This window comes from Pseudarthrobacter sp. MOO13 (genome assembly GCF_058267655.1).
In genome coordinates, this window is record NZ_CM177848.1 from 4,271,539 (window position 1) to 4,292,834 (window position 21,296).

The following is a 21,296-nucleotide window of genomic DNA, read 5'->3' on the forward strand; positions in this document are numbered from 1 at the left end:
CTTCGGGTTACTCTTCTCTCAACAGCCTGCTTGCTTTCCACCCCACCAGAGGACGCCATGACTGACACCAGCTCCACTTCGCCCAAACGTGCCGCCATCATTGTCAATCCTGCCAAGCCGGTGGACTTCGATGTGCGCGGCCTGGTGGCCAAGCACTGCGTCGAGAACGGCTGGGGCGAGCCCATCTGGCTGGAGACCACCAAGGAGGACCCCGGCGTCGGGCAGGCAAAGGAAGCCCTGGCTCAAGGGGCGGACCTCGTCATCGCGGCCGGCGGCGACGGTACCGTGCGCTGCGTCGCCGAGGTCCTGGCCGGCGGTGATACGCCCATGGGCCTGCTCCCCCTGGGGACCGGGAACCTGCTGGCACGCAACCTGGGCATGGACGTGACCGATTACGACGGCGCCATGGCCGGCGCCCTGACCGGCGCCGAACGGAAGATCGACGTGGTCCGCGCCAAGCGGAGCGATCCGGACCAGGACCAGCTCTTCCTGGTCATGGCGGGCCTGGGCTACGACGCCACCATCATGGGCGACACCAACGAGGACCTCAAGGACAAGGTGGGGTGGCTGGCCTACGTGGACGCCGGCATCCGGAACCTGCCCGGAAAGCCCGTGAAGGCCACCTTGGCGATTGACGGCAAGACCGTGATGCACCGCGGCGTGCGCAGCGTGATGGTGGGCAACTGCGGCAAGGTCCAGGGCGGCGTGGAGATCTTCCCCGACGCCAAGATCGACGACGGCCTGCTGGACATCGCGGTCCTGGCACCCCACCACGGCAAGCTCGGCTGGCTGTCGGTGCTGGCCGGCATCATCGGCAAGGGCCGGAACCGGGATACGGCGGTGGAGTATTTCCAGGGCAAGACGGTTGAGATCACCCTGGAGCACAAGGACGACTACCAACTGGACGGGGACCACGAGGGTGAGGGCAAGCACGTGCTGATGAGCATCGAGCCCGGAGCCCTGACCCTGCGGATGTAAGCGCCCGGCGGGGCAGGCCGGCTAGGCCAGGAGCCTGCCCCAGCGCGGGTCCAGCAGCGGAGCACCCGCCAGTTTCAGGGCGTGCCAGAGGGTGACCGCCACGGAGTCAAGGACCGGGACGCCGGTGCTCTCCTCGATCTCGGCGGTAATGTTGGCGCCGTAGAGGTTGGTGCACAGGTACACCAGGGCGTCGGGCGCGGCGGCGGCGAGTTCCCGCGATCCCGGCAACATCTCCGCGTCCGTGACCCTGGCGAACGACTCGTTGTCGCTGAGCCCGAGCGCCCGGTGGTCCACGGTCTTAATGCCTTCGCGCTCGTAGGAGGCGATGACCTTGTGGTTCACATCGCCTGTATACGGCGTGAACAGGCCGATCCGTTCAGTGCCGAAGGCCCGGAACGCCTCAAGGTAGGCCAGCGTGGAGGTAGTGGCCGGGACGCCCGTGGCGCCGGTAATTTCCGCCACCAGCTCCCGGTCGTGCGCCGAACCCAGCCACGACCCCGAGGTGCCGTTCCAGGCGATGACGTCCACGTCCGCCGTCGCCAGCAGCCGTGCGGCCTCCCGCATGACGGCGGGGTCGAACTGGCGGTTGGCGGAGTCGTCCAGGGCTATCCGGGTGACGGGAATGCGGGTGAAGTGGACCGTGACGTCGCTGCGGCCACCGAGGATCCGGTAGGTCTGCGGCTCCAGGCAGGTGTTGGAGGACGGCACGATCATGCCGATCCGGCGGGGACGTGTGGATGCAGGCATGGGACCTCCTAGAGGGCGGCGGCGGCGTGCGCCGCACCGGCGGAAAGGGACTGGTGCTCGCGGAAGCCGTTGCGGGTGATGAACCGGCCTGCGGGGCCGGGATCGTGGAAACCGTCCGCGTCCAGCACCACCCGGCCGTTGGAAACCACGACGGCGGGCCAGCCGGTGAGTGCCTTCCCGTCGAAGGGCGAGAAATCCGTCCCCATGTGCAAGGCGGCGCCATCCACCGTCCGTTCCTCGGCGGGGTCGAAAACCACCAGGTCGGCGTCGAACCCCTCGGCGATGCGGCCTTTGCCGGGGACCGCGTTGATGCGGGCGGGGCCGGCCGCGAAGGCCTCGACGAACTGCTCCACGGAGGCACCGGCGGAGGTCATCGCGGTGAACGTCACCGGCATCCGGGTCTCCACGCCGGGCAGCCCGTGCGGCATGGCGCGCACGTCATCGGTGCGCTCGCGCTTCTGGGACAGGTCGTAGCAGGAGTGGTCGGAGGACATGGTGTGGATGGCCCCGGACGCCAGCCGCTCCTTGAGCGCGGCCACGGTTTCCGGGCTGCGCATGGGCGGGCAGCAGGCGAACCATTCCGGGAAGGCGGACGCGTAGACAGTGTCGTCCAAGGTGACGTAGTGCGGGCAGGTCTCGGAGAACGTCTCCAGTCCCCGGGAGCGGGCTTCGCTCACCAGGTCCACGGCCCCGGGCGTGGATTGATGGACAAAGTACACGGGTGCGCCGGTGTATTCGGCCATGGCCAGGGTTTCCTTCACCGAGATCTCCTCGGCCAGCTCAGGCCGTGTCCGGTGCAGGTGTTCGATCCCAATCCGGCCGTCCTGGGCGTGCTGTTCGGTGCAGTCGGCGATGATGGGATCGTGTTCGGCGTGGATGTAGGCCAGGCCGTCCAGCCGGACCAGCTCCCGCATGACCTTCAGGATGGTGTCCCCGTCAGCCATGGTGGTGCCGCGGTTGGTGGTGTACATCTTCACGGAGCGGACGCCCTCGGCGGCAAGCTGCTCCAGCTGCCAGGGGATGGTTTCGTCCCAGGCGACCACCGCGCCGTGGAGGGCGACGTCGCACCGGGATTCGGTGGCGAGTTCCTTCTTGTGCAGGGCGGCGGCGAGCGGGGTCTCCTGGGCGTCCCGGGGGATGCCGAAGTCGATGATGGTGGTGGTACCGCCCCACAGTGCCGCGGTGGACGTGGTCCGGAAGTCGTCAAGGGTACGGAAGCGTCCGGTGACCTGGGCGACGTGGCAGTGTCCGTCAACGCCGCCGGGGACGACAAGTTTGCCGGCGGCGTCGATGGTGCGGCTGGCGGCGGGGACCGGCTGGTCAACGTCGATGAGGGCGGCGATGCGGCCCTCCTGCACCACGATGTGGGCGGCCTGGCGGCCATGGCTGTTGACGATTGTGGCGTTGGCAATGACGAGTTCTGGCTGGTGGGACATCGGTGTCCTCCTTGTGGGTATGGTGTCTGGCTTTAGGCGGCAGGCTGGGGCGCGCCGGCGTGCTCCTGGCGGGCCGCAAGGGCTGCGTCCAGGCTGCCGGAGAGGCCTTTTCGGTCTTTCGCCGGGGGAGGGGCGAACGCGCCGGCGCGGTGCGGTCCGGACTGCAGCCCGGCCACCGCCTCGGCCATGCGGATCCCGGCGGAGATGCCGTCAACCACCGGCACGGGGATCTGCCCCTTGAGGTCGCGGGCGAGTCCTGCCAGCGGGGCGCCGGCGAGGATGACGACGTCGGCGCCGTCCTCCGCCACGGCCTGCCGGCTAAGTGCCAGCAGGGTTTCCTTGAAGTCCTGCTGGACCGAGCCGATGCTGGTGAGGGACTCGTTGATGGAACGGATGGAGGCCAGCCGGCCGGCGAGCCCGAAGCGTTCCACGCACTCGCGGTACCAGGGCTTGATCCGGTCCGAGATGGCGATGATGGAGAAGCGGTGGCCCTGCAGCGCCGCCGCGCAGAGTGCGGCCTCGGTGATGCCGATGACCGGGACGTCCGCCAATTCCTTCAAGGCGGGCATGCCGGGGTCGCCGAAGGCTGCCACCACGATGGCGTCAACCGGGTCCGCGCCGGGGCGGGTGTGCTCGGCGACGATTTCGGCGACGGCCCCGGCGGCGATGAGGGCTTCGAACCGGGTTTCGATGTATTCGACGCCGTGGCCGGCGGTCCGCACCAGCAGTTCGGTGCCAGGGGCTGCGGAGCGGTGCGCCTCGGATTCGATCAGGGCCGTGACGTCGGCGCTGATGTTGGGGTTGATGACCAGGAGTTTCATTTTCTCTTCCGGTGGAATTCTGGTTCGGTTTTCTGGAAGTCCTCGGGGAACTGTTCCCGGTACTTTCCGATGTGGGAGGCGGATTGGGCGGCCGCCCGGTCGGGGTCGCCGCTGGCAATGGCGGCGTAGAGCTCCCGGTGTTCGCGGATCAGTTCGGGCAGGTCGCTGACGTGCCGGAACAGCCAGTGCATCCGGCCCTGCAGGGGTTCCAGGGCCGATTTGAGGAAGTTGTTGTCCGCAATCCCGGTGATGGCGTCGTGGAACTCGCTGTTGGAGCGGTGCGCTTCCATCACCGCGCCCTTGGCAAGGAAAGCCTCTGCGTTGTCCAGCAGCCCCTTAAGGTAGGCCAGGTCTTCAGCGGTGGCGCGGCGCGCGGCGAGCCGGCAGGCCAGCACCTCGAGGGACTGGCGGACATCGAAGAGGTCCTCAACATCCTTGGGGCTGAGGCTGCTGACTTCCGCCCCGCGGGCCCCGCGGTCGCTGATGAGGCCTTCTTGCCGGAGCATGCGGAGGGCTTCGCGGACCGGCAGGCGGGACACGGAGAATTCGGCGGCGAGGTCGCGTTCCACCAGCCGCGTGCCGGGAGCGTAGTGCCCTTCGAAAATGCGGGTGCGGAGGGTGTCCCGGACAGTCTCGCGGAGGGGGCGGTCCTTGTCCTGGGTCTCTTCTGCGGTCAGCATGGTGCTCCATTTTCGATTCTTGTATGGCACTGCTCCCGGCTGCGGGGGCATGGTTTGCAAGTTTCCCTGCGAGGGCCAGCTTAGACAGGAAGCCGCTTGTTGTAGTTCAGGGTGAGGACCGATGCGCCCATGATCACCGCGGAACCGACAAAGTACAGCAGCGCCCAGGTGTAGGAGCCGGTGGCCCCGACGATCAGGCCGACGACGATGGGGGTCACGAAGCCGGAGATGTTGCCACTGAGGTTCATGGCGCCGCCCAGGACCCCGGCGTTGGTGCGTCCGCCGAGGATGGACGGAATGCTCCAGAACAGGCCCACCCAGCGCAGGAAGAACAGGACCACGGAGAGCAGCACGACGGCGGTGGTGGCGTCGGGGACCACGGTGACGCCTACCAGACCCGCTACGACGATGGCGCTGGAGATGCCCAGGAGGGTGCGCATGACCAGGTTTGCGGAGGCGCCGGAGGCCCGCCATTTGTCGGCGATGGTGCCGCCGATGATTTCTCCGACGAACCCGGCGCCGAAGATCACCAGGGTGGACCAGCCGATGGTCTTCAGATCGAAGCCCTTGGCTTGGGCCAGGTACAGCGGCCCCCAGGTCAGCAGGCCGTAGAAGACTCCGTTGAATCCGAGCCAGCCCAGGCACATGGCCCAGAAGGAGCGGAACTTCAGGTAGGGTAGGAGGCCGCGTTTGCCCGTGCTGCCGTCCAGGGTGGCTTCGGCGTCCTCGGCGGCGTGCGAGGCTTCGATGTAGGATGCTTCGGCTTCGTTGACGGCACGGTGTTCCCGGGGGTTGTCCCGGACGTACCACCAGACGGCGAGTCCCATGAGGACGGTGGCGGCGCCGGCGATCACGAAGGACCAGCGCCAGCTGCCGGTGGTGGCAATGAGGCCGGCAATGATGATGCCGCCAAGCCCGGCACCCAGGGGTGCGCCGGCGTCCAGGATGGTGGCGCCGCGGCCGCGTTCGGACCGGTGCATCCAGATGGCGTTGAGCTTGCCCCCGGCGGGCATGACGCCGGCCTCGGTCACGCCGATTCCAAGCCGGGCGATGAACATGCTCAGGAAACCGCCGGCCATGCCGGACGCTGCTGTGGCCGCGCCCCAGCCGATGCAGGAGGCGGTCATGACCTTGCGCGGGCCGAACTTGTCGATCAGCCAGCCCACGGGAACCTGCATCAGGGCGTAGGTCCAGAAGAAGGCGGACAGCAGCAGGCCCACCAGTTCGGGGGCGAGGTTGAATTCCTTTTGGATGATGGGCAAGGCCACGGAGATGGAGCCGCGGTCGATGTAGTTGACGGACACGAGGACCAGGAGCAGCAGGAAGAGCCGCCACCGGACGGAGCTGCGCCGTTGCAGTCCGTCCTTTCGGGGCTGGGTGGTTTGGGATGCGGATTCGGCGGATGGCGCCGTTGTTTCAGTGTTTGGGACGGACACAGCTTCTCCTTCACGGGGAAGTTCACGAATGGGGAGGATTCGATTTTGGGATCCCAATTTGGGATCCCAAAAACAAAGTTAGAAGTGACTCCCGCCACTGTCAAGGGTTTTTTGCCCGACAGCGTTCCGCGGCTCCTCCGAACGGATTGTGACTGGTGCCCGCACGGTCTCGACGACTAGGGGGAGGAACCCGCGGGGCGGTGGGATAGGGTTTCGGCCAGCTCGGCGAGGCGGTGGGCCCGTGCGGATTCGGCCGGAGTGAACGGCTCACCCGGCCGGGAAAAGGTGATGGGCCCCTGCCAGGCCGTGGGGATCTTCAGGCGCGTCCCGTCGTCGGCCGGTGACCCGGCGTCCTGTGGCGGCACGATCTGCGCATGCAGCAGCTCGGCCACCGCCAAGGGGAGTTCGTCCGGCGCGGCAGCGATCCGCGCCGCGAGGCTGAGCGCCTTCGTCTGCCCGTCCGCCATCGCCAGGGACGTGGTGGGCCATACGTGCGGACGGCTGCCGCCGCCGTCGTGCAGGGCTGCCAGCAGCTCGCGCTCGCCCACCTCGCCCGGGACCGCGAGGACGAACTCGTCCAGGACGCCGGCCGGGGCGGGGTGCACGTGCAGGCCCAGGATGTTGGCATCCAGCCGGGCCAGTGCCCGGGTCATCCTTTGCAGCGAACCGGGCTGGTCCGCCAGCAGTGTCCGTGCCCGCCACAGCGACGGGGCCGCCGCCAGCTGGCGGCGGTGCCGCAGTGCCGGCGCATGGAGCCAGCTGCGCAGGATCCTCGCCGCCGACGGTTCGGCCACCCAAATCACCAGGACTGTGGCCGTCAGGGTCAGCACCAGGACCTTGGCCACGTAGGGAAGGTGGGTCTCCACCACCAGGGCGTGGACCAGCAGCTCGATGGGCAGCATTACGGCCACGTTGGCAACGGTGAGCCGCGCCTTGGGCGGCTCGGGCATCCGGCCGCAGACCTCGCAGCTCAGGTCGGCCGCGGGCGTGTTGTGCGGAGGGCGCTTCATGACTCAAGCATCACCGGGTGCTGTTTCCGCCGCGTTGCCTCCTGATTCCATTCATGGGAACGTGCCAGGGGCCTTCCGGGTCCCGCACCGTAGGATTTATCAGGAACGTCAGCGCGGCCGCCCGTCAGAATCCACCCCCAAGGAAGGCGCTGCCCACGTGAAGTTGTTTGCCGAGATGTTCAGCATTGGTCCCGGCAACAAGGACCACCATCCTGCCTTGAGGTGCGCTGTCGGTGTGTTCGTGCCGCTGATTACCTTGGTGCTCCTGGGCCGGCTGGACCTGGCAATCTTCGCGTCCTTCGGGGCGTTCACGGGCATCTACGGCCGCGGCGAGCCGCACGCGGTCCGGTTCGTGCTGCAATTGCGGGCCGGACTGCTGATGTTGCTGGTGATCTTCCTGGCGGCGCTCGCCGCACGAATGGAATCCGCCTGGGGTCTTGAACGCGCCACCACCACCTGGCTGCTGGTCCTGGCCACCACCCTGGTTGCCGGGGCCTGCTCGGTGGCTATCTCCTGGTTGCGGCTTCGCCCCGCCGGGTCCCTCTTCCACATTTTCGCCTTTGCCGCCATCGCTTCCATTCCCAACCAGCCGCCGCTGTGGCAGGGGATGCTGGTGGCCGTCCTCACCACCGTGGTCGCCCTGCTCATCGGCTTCTCGGCCCGGATCCTTCCCAGCCACCGGACCCCCTGGACCCGGCCGGCCCCGATCCGCCGTACCCCCGCAGAGAAGCGTGCGGCCCGGCTTGAAGGCTTCGGTTACCTGGTGGCCGCCGGACTTGCCGGGTCACTGGCCACATGGGCCGGCAGCCGCCTGGGATTCGGCCACAACTATTGGGCCATGGTGGCGGCGGTGGTGCCCCTGGTGGGCCACTCCACGCGGCACCGGGTCCGCCGGGGCATCCAAAGGATCATCGGCACCGTCCTGGGCCTCGCGGTGCTGGCCGCCGTCCTGCTGCTCGGCCTGCAACCCTGGCAGACCGTGCTCGTCATGGCGCTGTGCCAGTTCGGCGCCGAAATGTTCATCCTCCGCCAGTACCTGCTGGCCCAGGTTTTCGTTACGCCCCTGGCGCTGGTGTCAACGCTGCTGGTGGTCCCGGCGTCGCCAACCCTCTTGCTGCGCGACCGCATCATCGAAACCGTCATCGGTGCCGCCGTCGGCATTGCCGTGGTGCTGGCGCCCGGCGCGTGGCGCCGCCTCAGGCAGCGTTCGACGACGGCCTGACCGTCTTGTGCCTGCCCCTGCACCAGGGGCAGGGGCAGACGGTGACGCGTTACGGACGTTCGGTGGCTGATGCTTCCGGGACCGCTTCTGCCCGGACCGCAGCGATGGCGTGCGGCACCGTCACCAGCGCCACCACGGCAATCGCGGCAGCAGCCGCAAAGACGTAGAAGCCCCAGGGATAGGCGATGTTGGCAGCCACCAGCGTGCCGGTGACGGCAGGGCCCATGATCGCGCCGAGCCGGCCCACGCCGGCGGCGAAGCCGAGGGCTGTAGCACGGAGGGTTGCCGGGAACAGCTGGCTGACCCATGCGTAAACCAGTACCTGTGCGCTGAAGACGAACACGCCGGTGACAAAGACTGCCGCGTTGAGCAGCAGTTCACTCTGGATCTTAACGCTCAGGACAGCCAGGAAAACCGCAGAGAGTCCGAACCACAGCAGCACCACACGCTTGGTGCCGTGCTTGTCGGCCAGGATCCCTGCGATCACCAGGCCCACCACGGCCCCCACGTTGAGGACCAGCAGGAGGACCAGGCCGGTGCTGACGGTGTACCCGGCGCCGGCCATCAGCTGCGGAAGCCAGGTGTTCAGGCCGTAGACCAGGAGCAACCCCATGAAGGACGCCGCGGCGATGGCCAGCGCCACCAGTGGGTAGGGCTTCCGTGCCAGGTCCCGGAAACCGGTGCGGGCTGCGGCCGGTTCGGTTCCTGCCTCAGCCGGGGGAAGGGTTTCGGGGAGCTTGAACCACAGGAAGGGTGCCAGGGCGAAGCCTGCGAGTCCGCCCACGATGAACATCATCCGCCAGTCCGGGATCAGCAGCAGGGCAAGGAAGGCCGTGGCCACAGCGCCGGCGTGGTAGCCGGTCATGGTCCGGGTGGTCGACTTTCCGGCGGTACCTGCCGGGGCGTAGTCGTTCATGTAGGCCAAGGCGGCCGGGAGGCAGGCGCCCAGTCCCAGCCCGGCAAGAAGCCGGAAGGCGCAGAACACCGCCACGTTGGGTGCGAACACCACGGCGATGGTGAAGATCGAAAACCACAGGACGCAGGCCACCAGGAGGCGGCGCCGGCCAAAGCGGTCGGACAGCGGGGCGATGAACAGGGCACCGGCGCCAACGCCCACCAGTGAGATTGTGGCGGCCAAGGTGGCGCCCACCGCGTCGAAGCCAAGGTCATGGGTCTTGATCAGTGTGGGAATGACGGTGCCCAAAACCACCAGGTCAAAACCGTCCAGAACCATGGCCAGCCAGCAAAGCCAGACCGGCCACGTGGAACGGTGCTGGGATGGCGCAAATGACATAGAAATACCTCGGTGTATCTTCCAGGAGTTTTGAGCGGCAGGCTGCTTTGCCGGTCGTAGGTGGGCGGCAGGCCCGCATCCCCAGTGAGGTTTGTATCACTATCGGGTGTAATCTGGGACAACTTTTCCCATTCAATGGAAGCAGGTGGTCACGCTGGCCAACTCCCCGTCCGGCGACTCCGTGGTGGACCGGATCGTGCGGCTGATCTCCGCGTTTCCCCAGGATGTCAATGCCCTCCAGTTGTCTGACCTTGCCGGCCGGGCAGGCCTTCCGCTGACCACCACCCACCGGCTGGTGGGCCAGCTGGCAGGTCACGGACTGCTGGAGACTGCTCCCGGCGGGATGGTGCGGCCTGGACTCCGGCTGTGGGAACTGGTGAATCGTGCCTCGCCGGCGCTGGCGCTCCGGCAGGCAGCCATGCCGTTCATGGAGGACATCCAGCAGGTGCTGAACCAAAACGTGAACCTGGCAGTGCTCGATGGCTGGGAGGCCCTCTTTGTGGAGCGCCTGTCACGGCGCGGCTCGGTGGCCAACCGGGCCCAGGTGGCGGGGAGGATGCCCATCCATATCTCGTCCGCCGGACTGGCACTGATGGCCCACCAGGACAAGGCCATGCAGCAGGAGTACCTGGGCCAGTTCACCGATCCCGAGGGAAGGCTGGCTGCGGCCGACGTGCGGGCGCTGCTGGCCGAGGCCGCCCATCAGGGCTTTGCGCAACTGAAAGGCGTAGTGGATGCGGGCACCTGGGGAATCGCGGTGCCCGTGCTGGACCGCCGGCAGCGGGCCGTAGCCTCACTGGGTGTCGTGGTGCCCCTGCAGGAGATGCGCCTGCAGGCACTGGTTCCGGCCCTGCAAACGGCTGCCCGGGGCATCGCCCGGCAACTTGCCGACGCCTGAGCCATTCAACGGAATTTCTGTAACGCCGGTCACCCGGCTTCCCCCACACTGATGGCAGACAAACGATCCGGTGCCGCCCGTGGCGGGACCCGCAGCGAAGCGAGACGCAGCCATGGCACGAAAAACCATCACCACCCAAGTGGCCATCATGGGAGGCGGTCCGGCAGGGCTGATGCTGTCCCATCTCCTGGCGAAGGCAGGCATCGAGTCAACGGTCATTGAGGTCCGCAGCCACGAGGAGATCGCCCACACCGTCCGCGCCGGAATCCTGGAGCACGGCACTGTGAATCTGCTGGTGGACAGCGGGGTTTCGGACCGTGTGCTGCGCGAGGGCGACCGGCACGATGGCATCGAACTGCGGTTCAACGGCGAGAGCCACCGCGTCGACTTCAAGGACCTCGTGGGCGAGTCCGTCTGGCTCTACCCGCAGACGGACGTCTTCCTCGACCTCGCCGCGCGGAGGAAGGACGACGGCGGCGACGTCCGCTTCAGCGTCACCGACACCTCCGTCCATGACCTGGAAGGCAGCCCGAAGGTCTGGTTTACCGACGCCGAAGGCGTTGAATTCGAGATCCAGGCGGATTTCCTGGTGGGTGCCGACGGCTCCCGCAGCCACTGCCGGTTCCAGATCCCGGAGGCCCACCGCAAGTGGTACTTCCACGAGTACCCGTTCGCATGGTTCGGCATCCTGGCCGAGGCTCCCCGCAGTTCCGACGAACTGATCTACGCCAACTCGGCCAACGGCTTCGCCCTGATCAGCCAGCGTACGGAGACGGTCCAGCGGATGTATTTCCAGTGTGATCCCAAGGAGAACGTGGCGGAGTGGGACGATGACCGGATCTGGGCCGAATTCCGGAGCCGCGTCAACGGGAACGGCTTCGAGCTCAAGGAGGGCCCGGTCATCGAGAAGATGGTCCTGCCGTTCCGCAGCTTCGTCCACACCCCCATGCGCCACGGCAACCTGTTCCTCGCCGGGGATGCCGCACACACTGTGCCGCCCACCGGAGCCAAGGGCCTGAACCTGGCCATCAACGACGTCAAGGTCCTCTTCGAGGGGCTGGACAGCCACTACAACTCCGGATCGGGACACCTGCTGGACACCTACAGCGACCGCGCCCTGGACCGGGTCTGGAAGGCGCAGCAGTTCTCGTACTGGATGACCACCATGCTGCACACCCCCGCGGACGCCGACGACTTCTCCCGGGCCCGCCAGCTTGGCGAACTGAATTCCGTGGTTTCATCGCGGCACGGCATGGCCTACCTTGCCGAGGCGTACACAGGCTGGCCCGGCGCGTCCTAGGGGCCAGGGAGGACGACGACGGACTGCCGGGCCCGCTTTACGGGGCCAGCAGGCGGCGGATCGCCGCTGCGGTTGCGGCCACGTCGGGTTGCTGGTCCCGGCGGACGGTGAGCAGGTGGAGCAACAGGCCGTCGGCGTAGTCGGCGACGTCCTGCGCCCGCCTTGCTGCGCCCGCCACTCCCAAACCATCCAGGGCCTGCTCCAACCCGCCCACCAGCAGGTAGTGGCCGGCGGTCACCGCCTCGGGCCGGTCCAGCGACAGGGCCAGCCGCGCCCGCGTGAGGCCGGCGTGCTGCCGGGCCAGGGCGAGCACCATGGCGGCCAGCTGGTCCGCCAGTTCCGGAATGCCCGGCGGCGGTCCGGCCGGACCGGCCTCCCGCAGCAGTCCGGCGTCAAGCTGCAGGAGGCGGTCCAGCGCGGCCTCCACGAGGGCTGCCCGGCTCCGGAAGTAGTTGGACGTGGTGCCTTCCGGGAGTCCGGCGGCGGCGTCGACGGCGCGATGGGTCAGGCCTTTCATTCCCTTGTTCGCAACCACCCCCAGGGCGGCATCCATCAGTTCCGTGCGGCGGTCAGGCATGCGCCCAGTGTAAGTGCCTCTTCCATGCCACTACAAAAGTAGTAAAATTGCCTGCATGGAAGCGATCTCGATCGTGGGCGGCGGCATCGCGGGCCTGGCCCTGGCGGCCAGCCTGGACCCTTCACGCTATGACGTGTCCATCTTCGAGAAACGCCCCGAACTGCCCACGGTGGGCACCGTGCTGGCCATGTGGCCCAATGCGCAGCGTGCGCTGGCGCGGGTGGGGGTCCTGGCCGGGGCGCGTGCGGTTAGCCCGGTGCTGGGAAACGGGTCCATCCGCAATGCCGCAGGCAAGCCCTGGGTCACCGTCCGGGGCGGGGAGTTGTTCGGCATTTCCCGGGTGGACCTGTTGCGGCTGCTGGATGGAGCCGTGCCCGGAACCGTCCGCAGGGTGGCTTCCCATGTGCGGCAATTGCCTCCGGTGGACCGGCTGCTGGTGGGTGCCGACGGGGTGCACAGCGTGGTCCGCCGCGAAGTGTGGGGCACTGCATCGGATGCCAGGCTGACTTCCGCCCTCGCTGTCCGCGGCACCATTCCGTCCCCGGTAGAAGCCGGCGAGGTGGGGGAGTATTGGGGGCGGGGCGACCTGTTCGGCATTGCCGCCGCCCCGGGGGGAACCAACTGGTACGGGAGCTGGCGGTCAACGCTCGGCCCCACGGGAATCGACGTGGAAGAGGCGCTCACGCAGGCCAGGCGGCGCTTTGCGGACCACGCACCCGCCATCCGGCAGGTGCTGGCCGCCGCGAGTCCGGAGCTTTCGTTGGCCCAAAGGATCTGGACTGTGCCCCCATTGCGGTCCTATGTCAGCGGTGCGGCGGTGCTGGTAGGGGACGCGGCGCATGCCATGACGCCCAACCTCGGCCGGGGCGCCTGTGAATCGCTGGTGGACGCCGTGGTCCTGGCGGATCTGCTGAACAGCCTGCCGCGGGAAAAGGCGCTCGCCGCCTACGACCGGCAGCGCCGGCTGCGGACGCGCGCCCTTAGCCTAGGGTCCGCGGCGATGATGAAGGTGGCTCTGGCGGACGGTGCCCAACCCTTCCGGGACCGCCTGCTCAACCTCGCCCGACGGCTCAGTCCTGCTGCAGCGTATCCGTGAGGCGGTGGGTGGGGATCCGGTCGCGGTCGTAGGTGGTCTCCGTGTAACCGTGCGCTGCGGATTTGCCGGATGCGTTCAGGTTGACGGAGGCGATCTCCTCGATGGTGAGGACGGCTTGCCTGGCGATCATGCCGGTCCTAGGCCATGGCCGTGTGGGCGGCGCTGCGGGCGTTGATGCTCTTGGCGTAGCAGTAAGAGTGCTCTACCCCGATATAGGGCCCAAAATTTGGAATCGCCTCAAAGCCGGAATTTTCGTAGAAATTCCTTCCGTCGGGCTGGGCCGAGCCGGCTTCCGCCTTGATGCGCGTGATGCCCTGCTTGAAGGCCTCTGCCTCCAGGGCCGCCAGGATGGAGCTGGCGACGCCCGAACCGCGCGTGTAGGGCAGGACGTAGAGCCTTTTGATCTCCGCCGTCGATCCGTCCAGGAGCCGCAGCCCGCCGCAGCCCACGGGCTGTCCCGAGCCCTTGTCGTAGGCCACCAGGAAAACGGCGCAGTCGGCGCCCGACGGCGGCGGGCCGGGTTCGTGGTCCGGCCGGCCAAAGCGGGCGTCGAGTTCGGCCTGCTGGGCGCGGCGAAGATCAGCGCCCACGGGATTGGACCAGGGGACCTGCCTGATGTTCAGCCTGGGGTTTGTCTGCATATCTGCCTCGATTCGCCGGAGGGGTATGCCTGACAAGGCTAGGTGCCCGGGATTACGCGGGTGTTTCCTAACGGTAAGCACCTGGATAACGCCATTCCGCTGCGTATCCGTAAGTTGCTTGGCAGGCTAGTTATCAGTTGGTCTAAAATGATTCCATGGTTTCTACGGGCAATGAGGGCTCCGGCTACTGGTACGGGCCTGACGGGCAGCTGGACTATAGCGCAGCGGTTTTGAAGTCGCTCCGCGACTACCGGTCGGCGGAGACGGAAATCCGCCGTACCACCAGGGATTCCATGGGCATGGGCGAAACGGACATTCTCGCCCTGCGGTACCTATTGCGGGTGCAGGCGTCCGGCAAGCAGGCGGTGCCCAAGGACCTGAGCCAGTTCCTCAATATCACGAGCGCTTCCACGACGTCGTTGATCGACCGGCTGGTTGCCAGCGGCCATGTCCGGCGTGAACCGCACCCCACCGACCGGCGCTCTGTGGTGGTCATCGCCACCGGGGAATCGGATAAGGAAGTCCGCGAAACGCTGGGGGCCATGCATCGCCGAATGATGTCCGTGGCGGAAAGCCTCTCGGCCGAGGATGCGCGCATCGTGGTTGATTTCCTGCAGCGGATGACGGACGCCCTTGCTGCGCATGACGGGGAAGCAAAGAAGATTAGCTAGGCGGACTAGCTAGATCAACTAGTTATATGTAAGCTTACGATTGTTCCCCGAAGCTGCTTCCCAACGGAGTCGTGAGTGAGTTGGTTACTTTCACCGAAATTTCACCGCCTGATCCCTGCGATGATGCGGCAATGCTGACGAGTCCCCGCCTGGTGCGACCCTCCCTGGACGGCAATTCCGCGCCGCAGGGAAAGTCCGCGATCCACTGCGGTACTGCAATGCGGCTGGTCTCTCCCGCTGTGGGCTCCGAGGGCGCCAGCTACACGTTCGCGCCGGCTGACAGCAACAGCATTGAACTTCCGCCCGTGTGGCGCTGCGGCTGCGGGTTCCAGCTCGATGCGTGGCCTGCGGGCGGTGACCGCAAACGATCAGCGGGCGCCTCCCGCCAGGGATCCTCCTCAGCTGTCCTGCCGGCATGACCGCCGTCGGGACGGTGCTGCCCGCGGCAGTGCAGCAGCCCCCCAATCCGGCCGCGGGCGTCGTGTTGGCCGGGAGGTACCGGCTTGGCGAAAGGCTGGGTCGCGGATCCGCTGCCGAGGTGTTCCGGGCCGTTGACTTGGAAGGCGGCCCCGATGCCGCCGTCAAGATTGCCACAGCAGGACACCGGAAGCACCAGCAGCGGATCCACAATGAGGCGTCGGTCCTGGCCGGACTGGACCACCCCTCCATCGTGAGGTTTATTGCCGGAGGCGTCATGCCTGCCGGTAGTCCTTCCGCCGGGCATGCCTTCCTGATCGAAGAACTGGCGCTCGGGACAAGCCTCGCGGAGGCCATCCGGATGCGGAGCATGCCCCAGGCAGATATTGCCGTGTGGGCGCGCGGTCTCTTCGGTGCGCTGGCGCACCTTCATTCCAGGGGCCTGGTGCACCGCGACATCAAACCGGCCAACCTGATGTTGAGCGGCCTGCGGAGGAGTCCGGTGCGGATTATCGATTTCGGGATTGCCGCGCCTGCGGGTTCCGCCCCCGAACCGGGCATCTCCTCCGGCACTGTGCATTACATGAGTCCGGAGCAGGCTTCCGGCCACGTAGCGGACCCGTCGTGGGATGTTTATGCCCTGGGCCTGGTCCTCCTGGAACTCCTCACCGGGACCAAGGCGTTCCCAGGGACGGCAATCGAGTCCCTCGTGGCCCGGACCCTGAGGTCCCCGAAGGTCCCGGACCACCTGGGCGACTGGGGCGTCCTGTTGCGCGCACTGACTGCGATGGACGCCACGCAGAGGCCGGCGGCGGCGGACGCAGCCGCAATGGCAGCCCGGCTTGTCCCCGCGGTTCCGCGGGGCAGCCAGGGCAGTCCGTGCAGGACGCGGCGGATCTTCCCCGGCCGCCGGCACCGGCAGCAGCTCTAGGGAGCCGTGACGTCCCGGCCGGTCGGATCTTCTGCCGTCGGGTCGGCCAAGGCAAGGCCGCCTACGGGGCTGCCATCCCAGTGGATCAGGTTCCACCCGCCATCCAGGCTCCCCTCGACCGCCACGATTCCGGTGTTTGCCAGGATGTGCCGGGCCGCAAACTCGTGTCCTGCACCCCGGGCCCGCAGCCCCGTCCACGTACGGATCGCGGCGCCGTGGCTGACGACGGCCGCCGTGCCGTGCCGGTCCCGCACCGCCCGCTCCACCACGTTCGCGATGGCAGCGTCGAAGCGGTCGAAGAAGGCATGGCCGTCGGGTCCCGCCGGCATGCGCTGGTCCAGGTTCCCGGCGGCCCAGGAGATAACGGTCCCCATGTAGCGCTTGTGCGATTCGTGGTCCGTGAGCTTCTCCAGGGAGCCTGCCTCGATTTCATGCAGGCCGTCCAGGACTTCAATGTCCAGGGAATGCAGCCGGGCCAGCGGGGCCGCGGTGATCTGCGTCCGGATCAGCGTGGAGGCGTAGAGCGCCCCGATCCGCTCGTTGGCCAGGGCCCGTGCCATGGCCTCGGCCTGGCGTTCACCCAGTTCGGTCAATCCAGGACCGGGGTGGTCGGTGTCCAGTTGGCCCAGGACGTTGCCGGGGGTCTCGCCGTGTCGGATCAGGAGCAGCCTCATGATTCCAGTTTCCCACCCGATCGGACACCGGCTCTCACCTGCGCCGCAGCGGCAGGCCGGCACGCGGGCCGGGATTCACGGACGGCGCCGGACCCTCCCGGGCCCGGCGCCGTCGTCGTGCGTTCCTGCCCTGCTGTGGGCTTTACTTCAGGTGGTCCACCAGCTGGTCCGCAATGCCGGTGTACTTGCCGGGCGTGAGGTCCAGGAGCCGGGCCTCGGCCTCGGGGGACAAGCCCAGGCCCTGCACGAATTCCCGCATGCGGGCGGCGTCCACGCGGTGGCCGCGCGTGAGGTCCTTCAGCCGTTCGTACGGGTTCTCCATGCCTTCGACGCCGGCGATCGCCTCTGCGCGCATGACCATCTGGATGGCCTCTCCCAGGACTTCCCAGTTGGTGTCCAGGTCGCCTGCCAGCACGTCCGCGGCCACGTCCAGGCGCTCCAGGCCCTTGGCAACGTTCGAGATGGCAAGCAGGGAGTGGCCGAAAGCGACGCCGATGTTGCGCTGGCTGGAGGAGTCGGTGAGGTCGCGCTGCCAGCGGGAGGTGACCAGGGTGGAACCCAGGACGTCCAGCAGGCCGGAGGAGATCTCCAGGTTGGCTTCAGCGTTTTCGAACCGGATGGGGTTGACCTTGTGCGGCATGGTGGAGGAGCCCGTGGCGCCGGCGACGGGGATCTGCGCGAAGTAGCCGATGGAGATGTAGCTCCAGATGTCGGTGCAGACATTGTGCAGGATCCGGTTGAAGCGGGCGACGTCGGCGTACAGCTCGGCCTGCCAGTCGTGGCTTTCGATCTGGGTGGTCAGCGGGTTCCAGGTGAGGCCCAACCCCTCAACGAAGGACTTGGACACCTGCTGCCAGTCAGCACCCGGGACGGAGGCCACATGGGCGGCGTAGGTGCCGGTGGCGCCATTGATCTTGCCCAGGTATTCGGTCCTGGCAATCCGGTCCAGCTGGCGGGTCAGGCGGTGCGCGATGACAGCCAGTTCCTTGCCCAGGGTGGTGGGGGTGGCCGGCTGGCCGTGCGTGCGGGACAGCATGGGAACCGCGCGGTTCTCCTCCGCCATGGTGCTGATTTGCGCCACGAGCTTGCGGGCAGCGGGGAGCCACACGTCCTCCACGGCACCCTTCACGCCGAGGGCATAGGACAGGTTGTTGATGTCCTCGGACGTGCAGCCGAAGTGGACCATGGCGGTCAGGTTTTCGATGCCGATGGCGGGCAGGCGGCGCCCGATGTAGTACTCCACAGCCTTCACGTCGTGGACCGTAACGGCCTCGATCTCTGCGAGTTCGGCCACCGAGGCGGCGTCGAACTCCGTGACGACGGCGCGGAGCTGCTCCTGCTGTTCCGTGCTCAGCGGGCCGGCGCCGGGAAGGACGTTGTTGCTGGTCAGGTGGATGAGCCACTCCACTTCAACGGCCACGCGGTCCCGGTTCAGTGCTGCCTCTGACAAGTAATCGACCAGGGGCGCGACGGCGGGCTGGTAGCGGCCGTCGAGGGGTCCGAGCGCGATTTTTTCCGGCGACGCGGCGAGGGCCAGGCGTCCTGAGGGCGTACGGGTGTCAGCTGTGGCGGCAGTTTCAGGCATGCGTTGATTCTTTCACGAAGTCGGGCGGCGCCTTAAGCGGGCAGCTCACGTTACTTGTCCACATAGCCGACGGCGGCCCTTATGCGCGGCGGCCGGTGTTCCTAGCGTTGGGATGGCAGGTGGTGGGGCGGGGCGTGATGAGCCCGGAAGGCAGGGTAGGAGAGGGCATGGGGAACGATGTGACGGAGGGGATTTGGGGCAGTGCGCAGCGCACCGGCGGCGAGCTCCAGCAACTGACAGGCCGGATCGCGGGCTGTGAGGGCCGGGTGGAACAGGTCTTGGCAGGTATCCGCGACACCCAGCTGCTCACCTGGGAGTCGCCGGCGGGCCGCGCCTACCGGGATGCGCTTTCAGTGCAGGCTGCCGCGTTGCGTTCGGCAGTCAGGTGGCTGGAGGATGCCAGGCAAGCGGTGGGCCGCCGTGCGGGCGAGCAGGTTCCCCTGCTCCCCACCGGTTCGGGGTGGCCGGGATGACTACAGACTTTCCGCCCGGCTCCGAGGGCATCAGGCTGTCCCGCTCCTCGAGGGACGGGGACCTGACGGTGCGCGGCGGGGTCGGCGGCATCAGCGTTCAGCTCGAGGAACTGACAAGCGGCGCACGCAGGATTGATGACCTTGCCGGAGATCTCCTGGACGCGGAGGTGGAGATGGGGCGTGTCCTGGACGACCTCTGCATGCTCGACCATCAGCCCCCGTGGTCAGATGCGCCGCACGTGGGGGCTGTGCGGGAAGGCCACTTCCGGCTTCGCACTGTGCGCAGCGGGATGCAGGAACTTGCCGCCCATGTTCGGGCCTGCGTGCGTGACTACGCTGACGCCGAGCACTGGGCCGCAGCGGGCCGGCGGATTGGTATCAACTGGTCCAGCGACGCCGGACCTTCCCTCGAACTCATGACCCAAGCCCGCGCGGTGGACCGTTCCGCGATGGAATCGATCATCGTGGGCCTGGGACTTGGGGCGCCGGAAATGCAAAAGGGCATCGACAATGCTCCCCATGCCAGGGACCTGGTCCTGAAGCTCTTTGCCGGGAACGCGGTTCCACGGGCCATCTCTGTTCGGCAGGAGGAATCAGTGCGTGTTGACCTTGATACCTCACCGGCCGGTCTCCTGGAACAGATCCGCCTCATCGATGCCCGCGGGGCCGGTTTTATCGAGGTCATCCAGGTCGATAACGGCGGTCAAAAGACGTTCGTCGTCGTGATTCCGGGTACCCAGTCCGCCGGAAAGTACGCCGGCGGTTCAAACCCTTTCGATGAGGCCGGCATCGCCGAGGGAATGCTCTATGACTCCGAGCAGATCAACGCTGCCGTGCTCCAGGCACTGGCCGCCGCCGGGGCCGACCCAGGAGCACCCGTGGTGGCGGTGGGATACAGCCAGGGTGGCATCCACGCCATGAACTTTGCCTCCGACCCGCGGGTTGGGCAGGAATACGACGTGAGGTATGTGCTGACGGCAGGGTCGCCGGTGGCGGGGATCAGCGTTGACGAAAAGATTTCGGCCCTGCACCTGGAGCACCAGGCCGATTGGGTTCCGGGCGCGGACGGTGCGGCGAACCCCGAAACCCGCAATCGTGTCACCGTCTCCCTCGACACCCCGCTCCGTGAGGTGCAGGGCGAGGGCGCCCTCGGGCTGGGCCACGGCTTGGCCGGCTACCAGGAAGGTGCGCGGCTGGTCTCGGCAAGCAGCGATCCCTCACTCGTCAGGTCCACCGCAGCTTTGGACGGCGTCTTGGGAGCAGGCGGGGTTGCCACTGCCACGCGGTTTTCCTTGACCCGGGCAAAAGCGCCATCATCCCTGGTTCCCCCTGATGCCCGCGCCAGAGAGCGACACCTCGGCGGCCGCTGAATCACGCGATCTGGGCGGCATGCATCGCGGCGTAGGCATCAAGCGGGGCCGGGTCCGGCGGCGGGACCGACAGCGGAGCCGCGGGGGCGGGGGCCGCGCCGGGGCACCGGTAGTTGTAGTCGAGGTCCCCGTCAGTGAACTGCGTGAGGGCAACCATGCCGCCTGGCGTGAGGGGTGCTTCCCCGCACAGCTCCCGCGCCGTGGAGGTGGATTCCGCACCCGCCAGCCAGCTCTTGAGCCCGGAGAGGTTGCTTCCCGGATTGATGGCGCCGACGATTTCGCCGAATTGATATGCCGTGGAGTAGATCCCCACCTCTGCCCCCGCGCTTTGCAGGTACGCCGCCATGCCTTCCAGTTCGGCGGCGTTGGCGGCCTTGTCCCAGAGCCAGCTGTTTCCGGTTTCAACGTCCAGCCACCACGTACGCCGCTCCCCGCCGCCCGCTTCCTTCAGGATCGCCACGTCATTGAGGGCCATGGCGTACCCGTGGACATAGGCGCAGGCCGGCGATGCCGAGCCGTCGCACACTCCGTAGGGGTTCCCGACGTCCTTGCCCTGGTACGTGTTGCCCGCCGGCCACCACAAGGGTTCCACCGGCCCGGTGGCGGCGGTGTTCACGTACACCGCCGCCGGAGTTCCTGCGGTGGCATCGGAGGTGCGCTCCGCCCAGGCCAATTGGGCGGACAGGCAGGGATTGACCGTGTCCGGACGCCCGCCGTTGACCCCCACGATCGCAAAGGCCGGCGGTCCGGGAAGGTCGCCGCCGCATTGCGGCCAGGAGATGTCGCTGCCGAGCGCGGCTCCGTCGGCAGGGGCGGCCCCTGCTGTGACTGCCCCTTGTGCCGGGCCCGCCTGCCAGGCGAACAGCAGGCAGGCGGCAACCATGATTCTTATGGCCCTCACTGATGGCCCCCGTTCCAGTAACTGACAGCAACGGGCCGCACGGCGGCCCAACTGGCAGCAGCCTAGGAGGCCGGGTCCCGCGGGTCATGGGTGGCCGGTACTGCAATTTCAGAGCGGTTCAGAGGACGCGCACCTGCC

23 protein-coding genes are annotated in these 21,296 nt (G+C 67.5%); 10 read left to right on the plus strand and 13 right to left on the minus strand.

Annotation, left to right across the window (positions count from 1 at the left end; all coding sequences use genetic code 11):
* The first annotated feature begins 57 nt into the window (after positions 1-57).
* A complete protein-coding gene (locus AC4EEO_RS19570; RefSeq protein WP_018762917.1) occupies positions 58-978 on the plus strand; it encodes a diacylglycerol/lipid kinase family protein in 921 nt (306 codons plus the stop codon).
* A gap of 21 nt (positions 979-999) precedes the next feature.
* Here the strand turns inward: AC4EEO_RS19570 and AC4EEO_RS19575 are convergent, their stop codons facing one another.
* The 6 genes from AC4EEO_RS19575 to AC4EEO_RS19600 all read right to left on the minus strand — a co-directional run bounded on the left by AC4EEO_RS19575 (position 1,000) and on the right by AC4EEO_RS19600 (position 7,108).
* Complete coding sequence (locus AC4EEO_RS19575) at positions 1,000-1,725, minus strand: maleate cis-trans isomerase family protein (protein ID WP_491339527.1); 726 nt, start codon at positions 1,723-1,725, stop codon at positions 1,000-1,002.
* Positions 1,726-1,733: 8 nt separating this feature from the next.
* Positions 1,734-3,161, minus strand: coding sequence for an amidohydrolase family protein (locus tag AC4EEO_RS19580; RefSeq protein ID WP_491339528.1), 1,428 nt, complete (start codon positions 3,159-3,161; stop codon positions 1,734-1,736).
* Positions 3,162-3,193: 32 nt separating this feature from the next.
* A complete protein-coding gene (locus AC4EEO_RS19585) occupies positions 3,194-3,982 on the minus strand; it encodes an aspartate/glutamate racemase family protein (RefSeq protein ID WP_491339529.1) in 789 nt (262 codons plus the stop codon).
* The gene (locus AC4EEO_RS19590; RefSeq protein ID WP_109044792.1) at positions 3,979-4,662 is read right to left on the minus strand and encodes a GntR family transcriptional regulator; all 684 of its coding nucleotides are present in this window, start codon (positions 4,660-4,662) and stop codon (positions 3,979-3,981) included. Before AC4EEO_RS19590 ends, AC4EEO_RS19585 begins: the two co-directional genes overlap by 4 nt.
* Before the next feature lie 80 nt (positions 4,663-4,742).
* On the minus strand, positions 4,743-6,098 hold the full coding sequence (locus AC4EEO_RS19595) for an MFS transporter (RefSeq protein ID WP_018762922.1): 1,356 nt from the start codon (positions 6,096-6,098) through the stop codon (positions 4,743-4,745).
* Positions 6,099-6,274: 176 nt separating this feature from the next.
* The gene (locus tag AC4EEO_RS19600; protein ID WP_109044791.1) at positions 6,275-7,108 is read right to left on the minus strand and encodes an ACT domain-containing protein; all 834 of its coding nucleotides are present in this window, start codon (positions 7,106-7,108) and stop codon (positions 6,275-6,277) included.
* A gap of 157 nt (positions 7,109-7,265) precedes the next feature.
* Here AC4EEO_RS19600 and AC4EEO_RS19605 point away from each other — a divergent pair, with 157 nt between their 5' ends.
* Entirely contained in the window at positions 7,266-8,330 is a 1,065-nt protein-coding gene (locus AC4EEO_RS19605) for an FUSC family protein (RefSeq protein WP_491339530.1), read from the plus strand.
* A gap of 49 nt (positions 8,331-8,379) precedes the next feature.
* Here AC4EEO_RS19605 and AC4EEO_RS19610 read toward each other — a convergent pair whose 3' ends face one another.
* Entirely contained in the window at positions 8,380-9,624 is a 1,245-nt protein-coding gene (locus AC4EEO_RS19610) for an MFS transporter (protein WP_491328922.1), read from the minus strand.
* Positions 9,625-9,778: 154 nt separating this feature from the next.
* Here AC4EEO_RS19610 and AC4EEO_RS19615 point away from each other — a divergent pair, with 154 nt between their 5' ends.
* A complete protein-coding gene (locus AC4EEO_RS19615) occupies positions 9,779-10,522 on the plus strand; it encodes an IclR family transcriptional regulator (protein WP_109044861.1) in 744 nt (247 codons plus the stop codon).
* 112 nt (positions 10,523-10,634) lie between these two features.
* Positions 10,635-11,822 (plus strand): 4-hydroxybenzoate 3-monooxygenase, encoded by a 1,188-nt coding sequence (locus AC4EEO_RS19620; protein ID WP_109044789.1) that lies wholly within the window; start codon positions 10,635-10,637, stop codon positions 11,820-11,822.
* Between the two features lie 37 nt (positions 11,823-11,859).
* Here the strand turns inward: AC4EEO_RS19620 and AC4EEO_RS19625 are convergent, their stop codons facing one another.
* On the minus strand, positions 11,860-12,399 hold the full coding sequence (locus AC4EEO_RS19625; protein ID WP_018763706.1) for a TetR/AcrR family transcriptional regulator: 540 nt from the start codon (positions 12,397-12,399) through the stop codon (positions 11,860-11,862).
* 55 nt (positions 12,400-12,454) lie between these two features.
* Here AC4EEO_RS19625 and AC4EEO_RS19630 point away from each other — a divergent pair, with 55 nt between their 5' ends.
* On the plus strand, positions 12,455-13,495 hold the full coding sequence (locus AC4EEO_RS19630; protein ID WP_491339531.1) for an FAD-dependent monooxygenase: 1,041 nt from the start codon (positions 12,455-12,457) through the stop codon (positions 13,493-13,495).
* On the opposite strand, the gene AC4EEO_RS19635 is transcribed toward AC4EEO_RS19630, so the two are convergent.
* Complete coding sequence (locus AC4EEO_RS19635; RefSeq protein WP_491339532.1) at positions 13,470-13,625, minus strand: hypothetical protein; 156 nt, start codon at positions 13,623-13,625, stop codon at positions 13,470-13,472. The genes AC4EEO_RS19630 and AC4EEO_RS19635 overlap by 26 nt on opposite strands.
* 7 nt (positions 13,626-13,632) lie before the next feature.
* Complete coding sequence (locus AC4EEO_RS19640; RefSeq protein WP_491339533.1) at positions 13,633-14,136, minus strand: GNAT family N-acetyltransferase; 504 nt, start codon at positions 14,134-14,136, stop codon at positions 13,633-13,635.
* Positions 14,137-14,291: 155 nt separating this feature from the next.
* Here AC4EEO_RS19640 and AC4EEO_RS19645 point away from each other — a divergent pair, with 155 nt between their 5' ends.
* The 3 genes from AC4EEO_RS19645 to AC4EEO_RS19655 all read left to right on the plus strand — a co-directional run bounded on the left by AC4EEO_RS19645 (position 14,292) and on the right by AC4EEO_RS19655 (position 16,155).
* Complete coding sequence (locus AC4EEO_RS19645) at positions 14,292-14,807, plus strand: MarR family winged helix-turn-helix transcriptional regulator (RefSeq protein WP_018763702.1); 516 nt, start codon at positions 14,292-14,294, stop codon at positions 14,805-14,807.
* Between the two features lie 131 nt (positions 14,808-14,938).
* Positions 14,939-15,226: a hypothetical protein gene (locus tag AC4EEO_RS19650; RefSeq protein WP_491339534.1), complete on the plus strand. Its 288-nt coding sequence runs from the start codon at positions 14,939-14,941 to the stop codon at positions 15,224-15,226.
* Positions 15,223-16,155, plus strand: coding sequence for a serine/threonine-protein kinase (locus AC4EEO_RS19655; protein WP_491339535.1), 933 nt, complete (start codon positions 15,223-15,225; stop codon positions 16,153-16,155). Before AC4EEO_RS19650 ends, AC4EEO_RS19655 begins: the two co-directional genes overlap by 4 nt.
* Here the strand turns inward: AC4EEO_RS19655 and AC4EEO_RS19660 are convergent.
* Positions 16,152-16,829 carry a histidine phosphatase family protein gene (locus AC4EEO_RS19660; RefSeq protein ID WP_285319027.1) on the minus strand — a complete coding sequence of 226 codons (678 nt, stop codon included), beginning with the start codon at positions 16,827-16,829 and terminating at the stop codon, positions 16,152-16,154. The genes AC4EEO_RS19655 and AC4EEO_RS19660 overlap by 4 nt on opposite strands.
* Before the next feature lie 142 nt (positions 16,830-16,971).
* Positions 16,972-18,414, minus strand: a complete 1,443-nt coding sequence (gene purB, locus AC4EEO_RS19665; RefSeq protein ID WP_491328918.1) for an adenylosuccinate lyase — start codon at positions 18,412-18,414, stop codon at positions 16,972-16,974.
* A 167-nt stretch (positions 18,415-18,581) separates the two neighbouring features.
* On the opposite strand from purB, the gene AC4EEO_RS19670 reads away from it, so the two are divergent.
* Together AC4EEO_RS19670 and AC4EEO_RS19675 are read left to right on the plus strand one after the other, a co-directional pair.
* Positions 18,582-18,887 carry a hypothetical protein gene (locus tag AC4EEO_RS19670; RefSeq protein ID WP_109864191.1) on the plus strand — a complete coding sequence of 102 codons (306 nt, stop codon included), beginning with the start codon at positions 18,582-18,584 and terminating at the stop codon, positions 18,885-18,887.
* Positions 18,884-20,257, plus strand: a complete 1,374-nt coding sequence (locus AC4EEO_RS19675; RefSeq protein WP_491328917.1) for a hypothetical protein — start codon at positions 18,884-18,886, stop codon at positions 20,255-20,257. Before AC4EEO_RS19670 ends, AC4EEO_RS19675 begins: the two co-directional genes overlap by 4 nt.
* A gap of 1 nt (position 20,258) precedes the next feature.
* On the opposite strand, the gene AC4EEO_RS19680 is transcribed toward AC4EEO_RS19675, so the two are convergent.
* Positions 20,259-21,158, minus strand: coding sequence for a hypothetical protein (locus tag AC4EEO_RS19680; protein ID WP_491339536.1), 900 nt, complete (start codon positions 21,156-21,158; stop codon positions 20,259-20,261).
* Between the last annotated feature and the right edge of the window lie 138 nt (positions 21,159-21,296).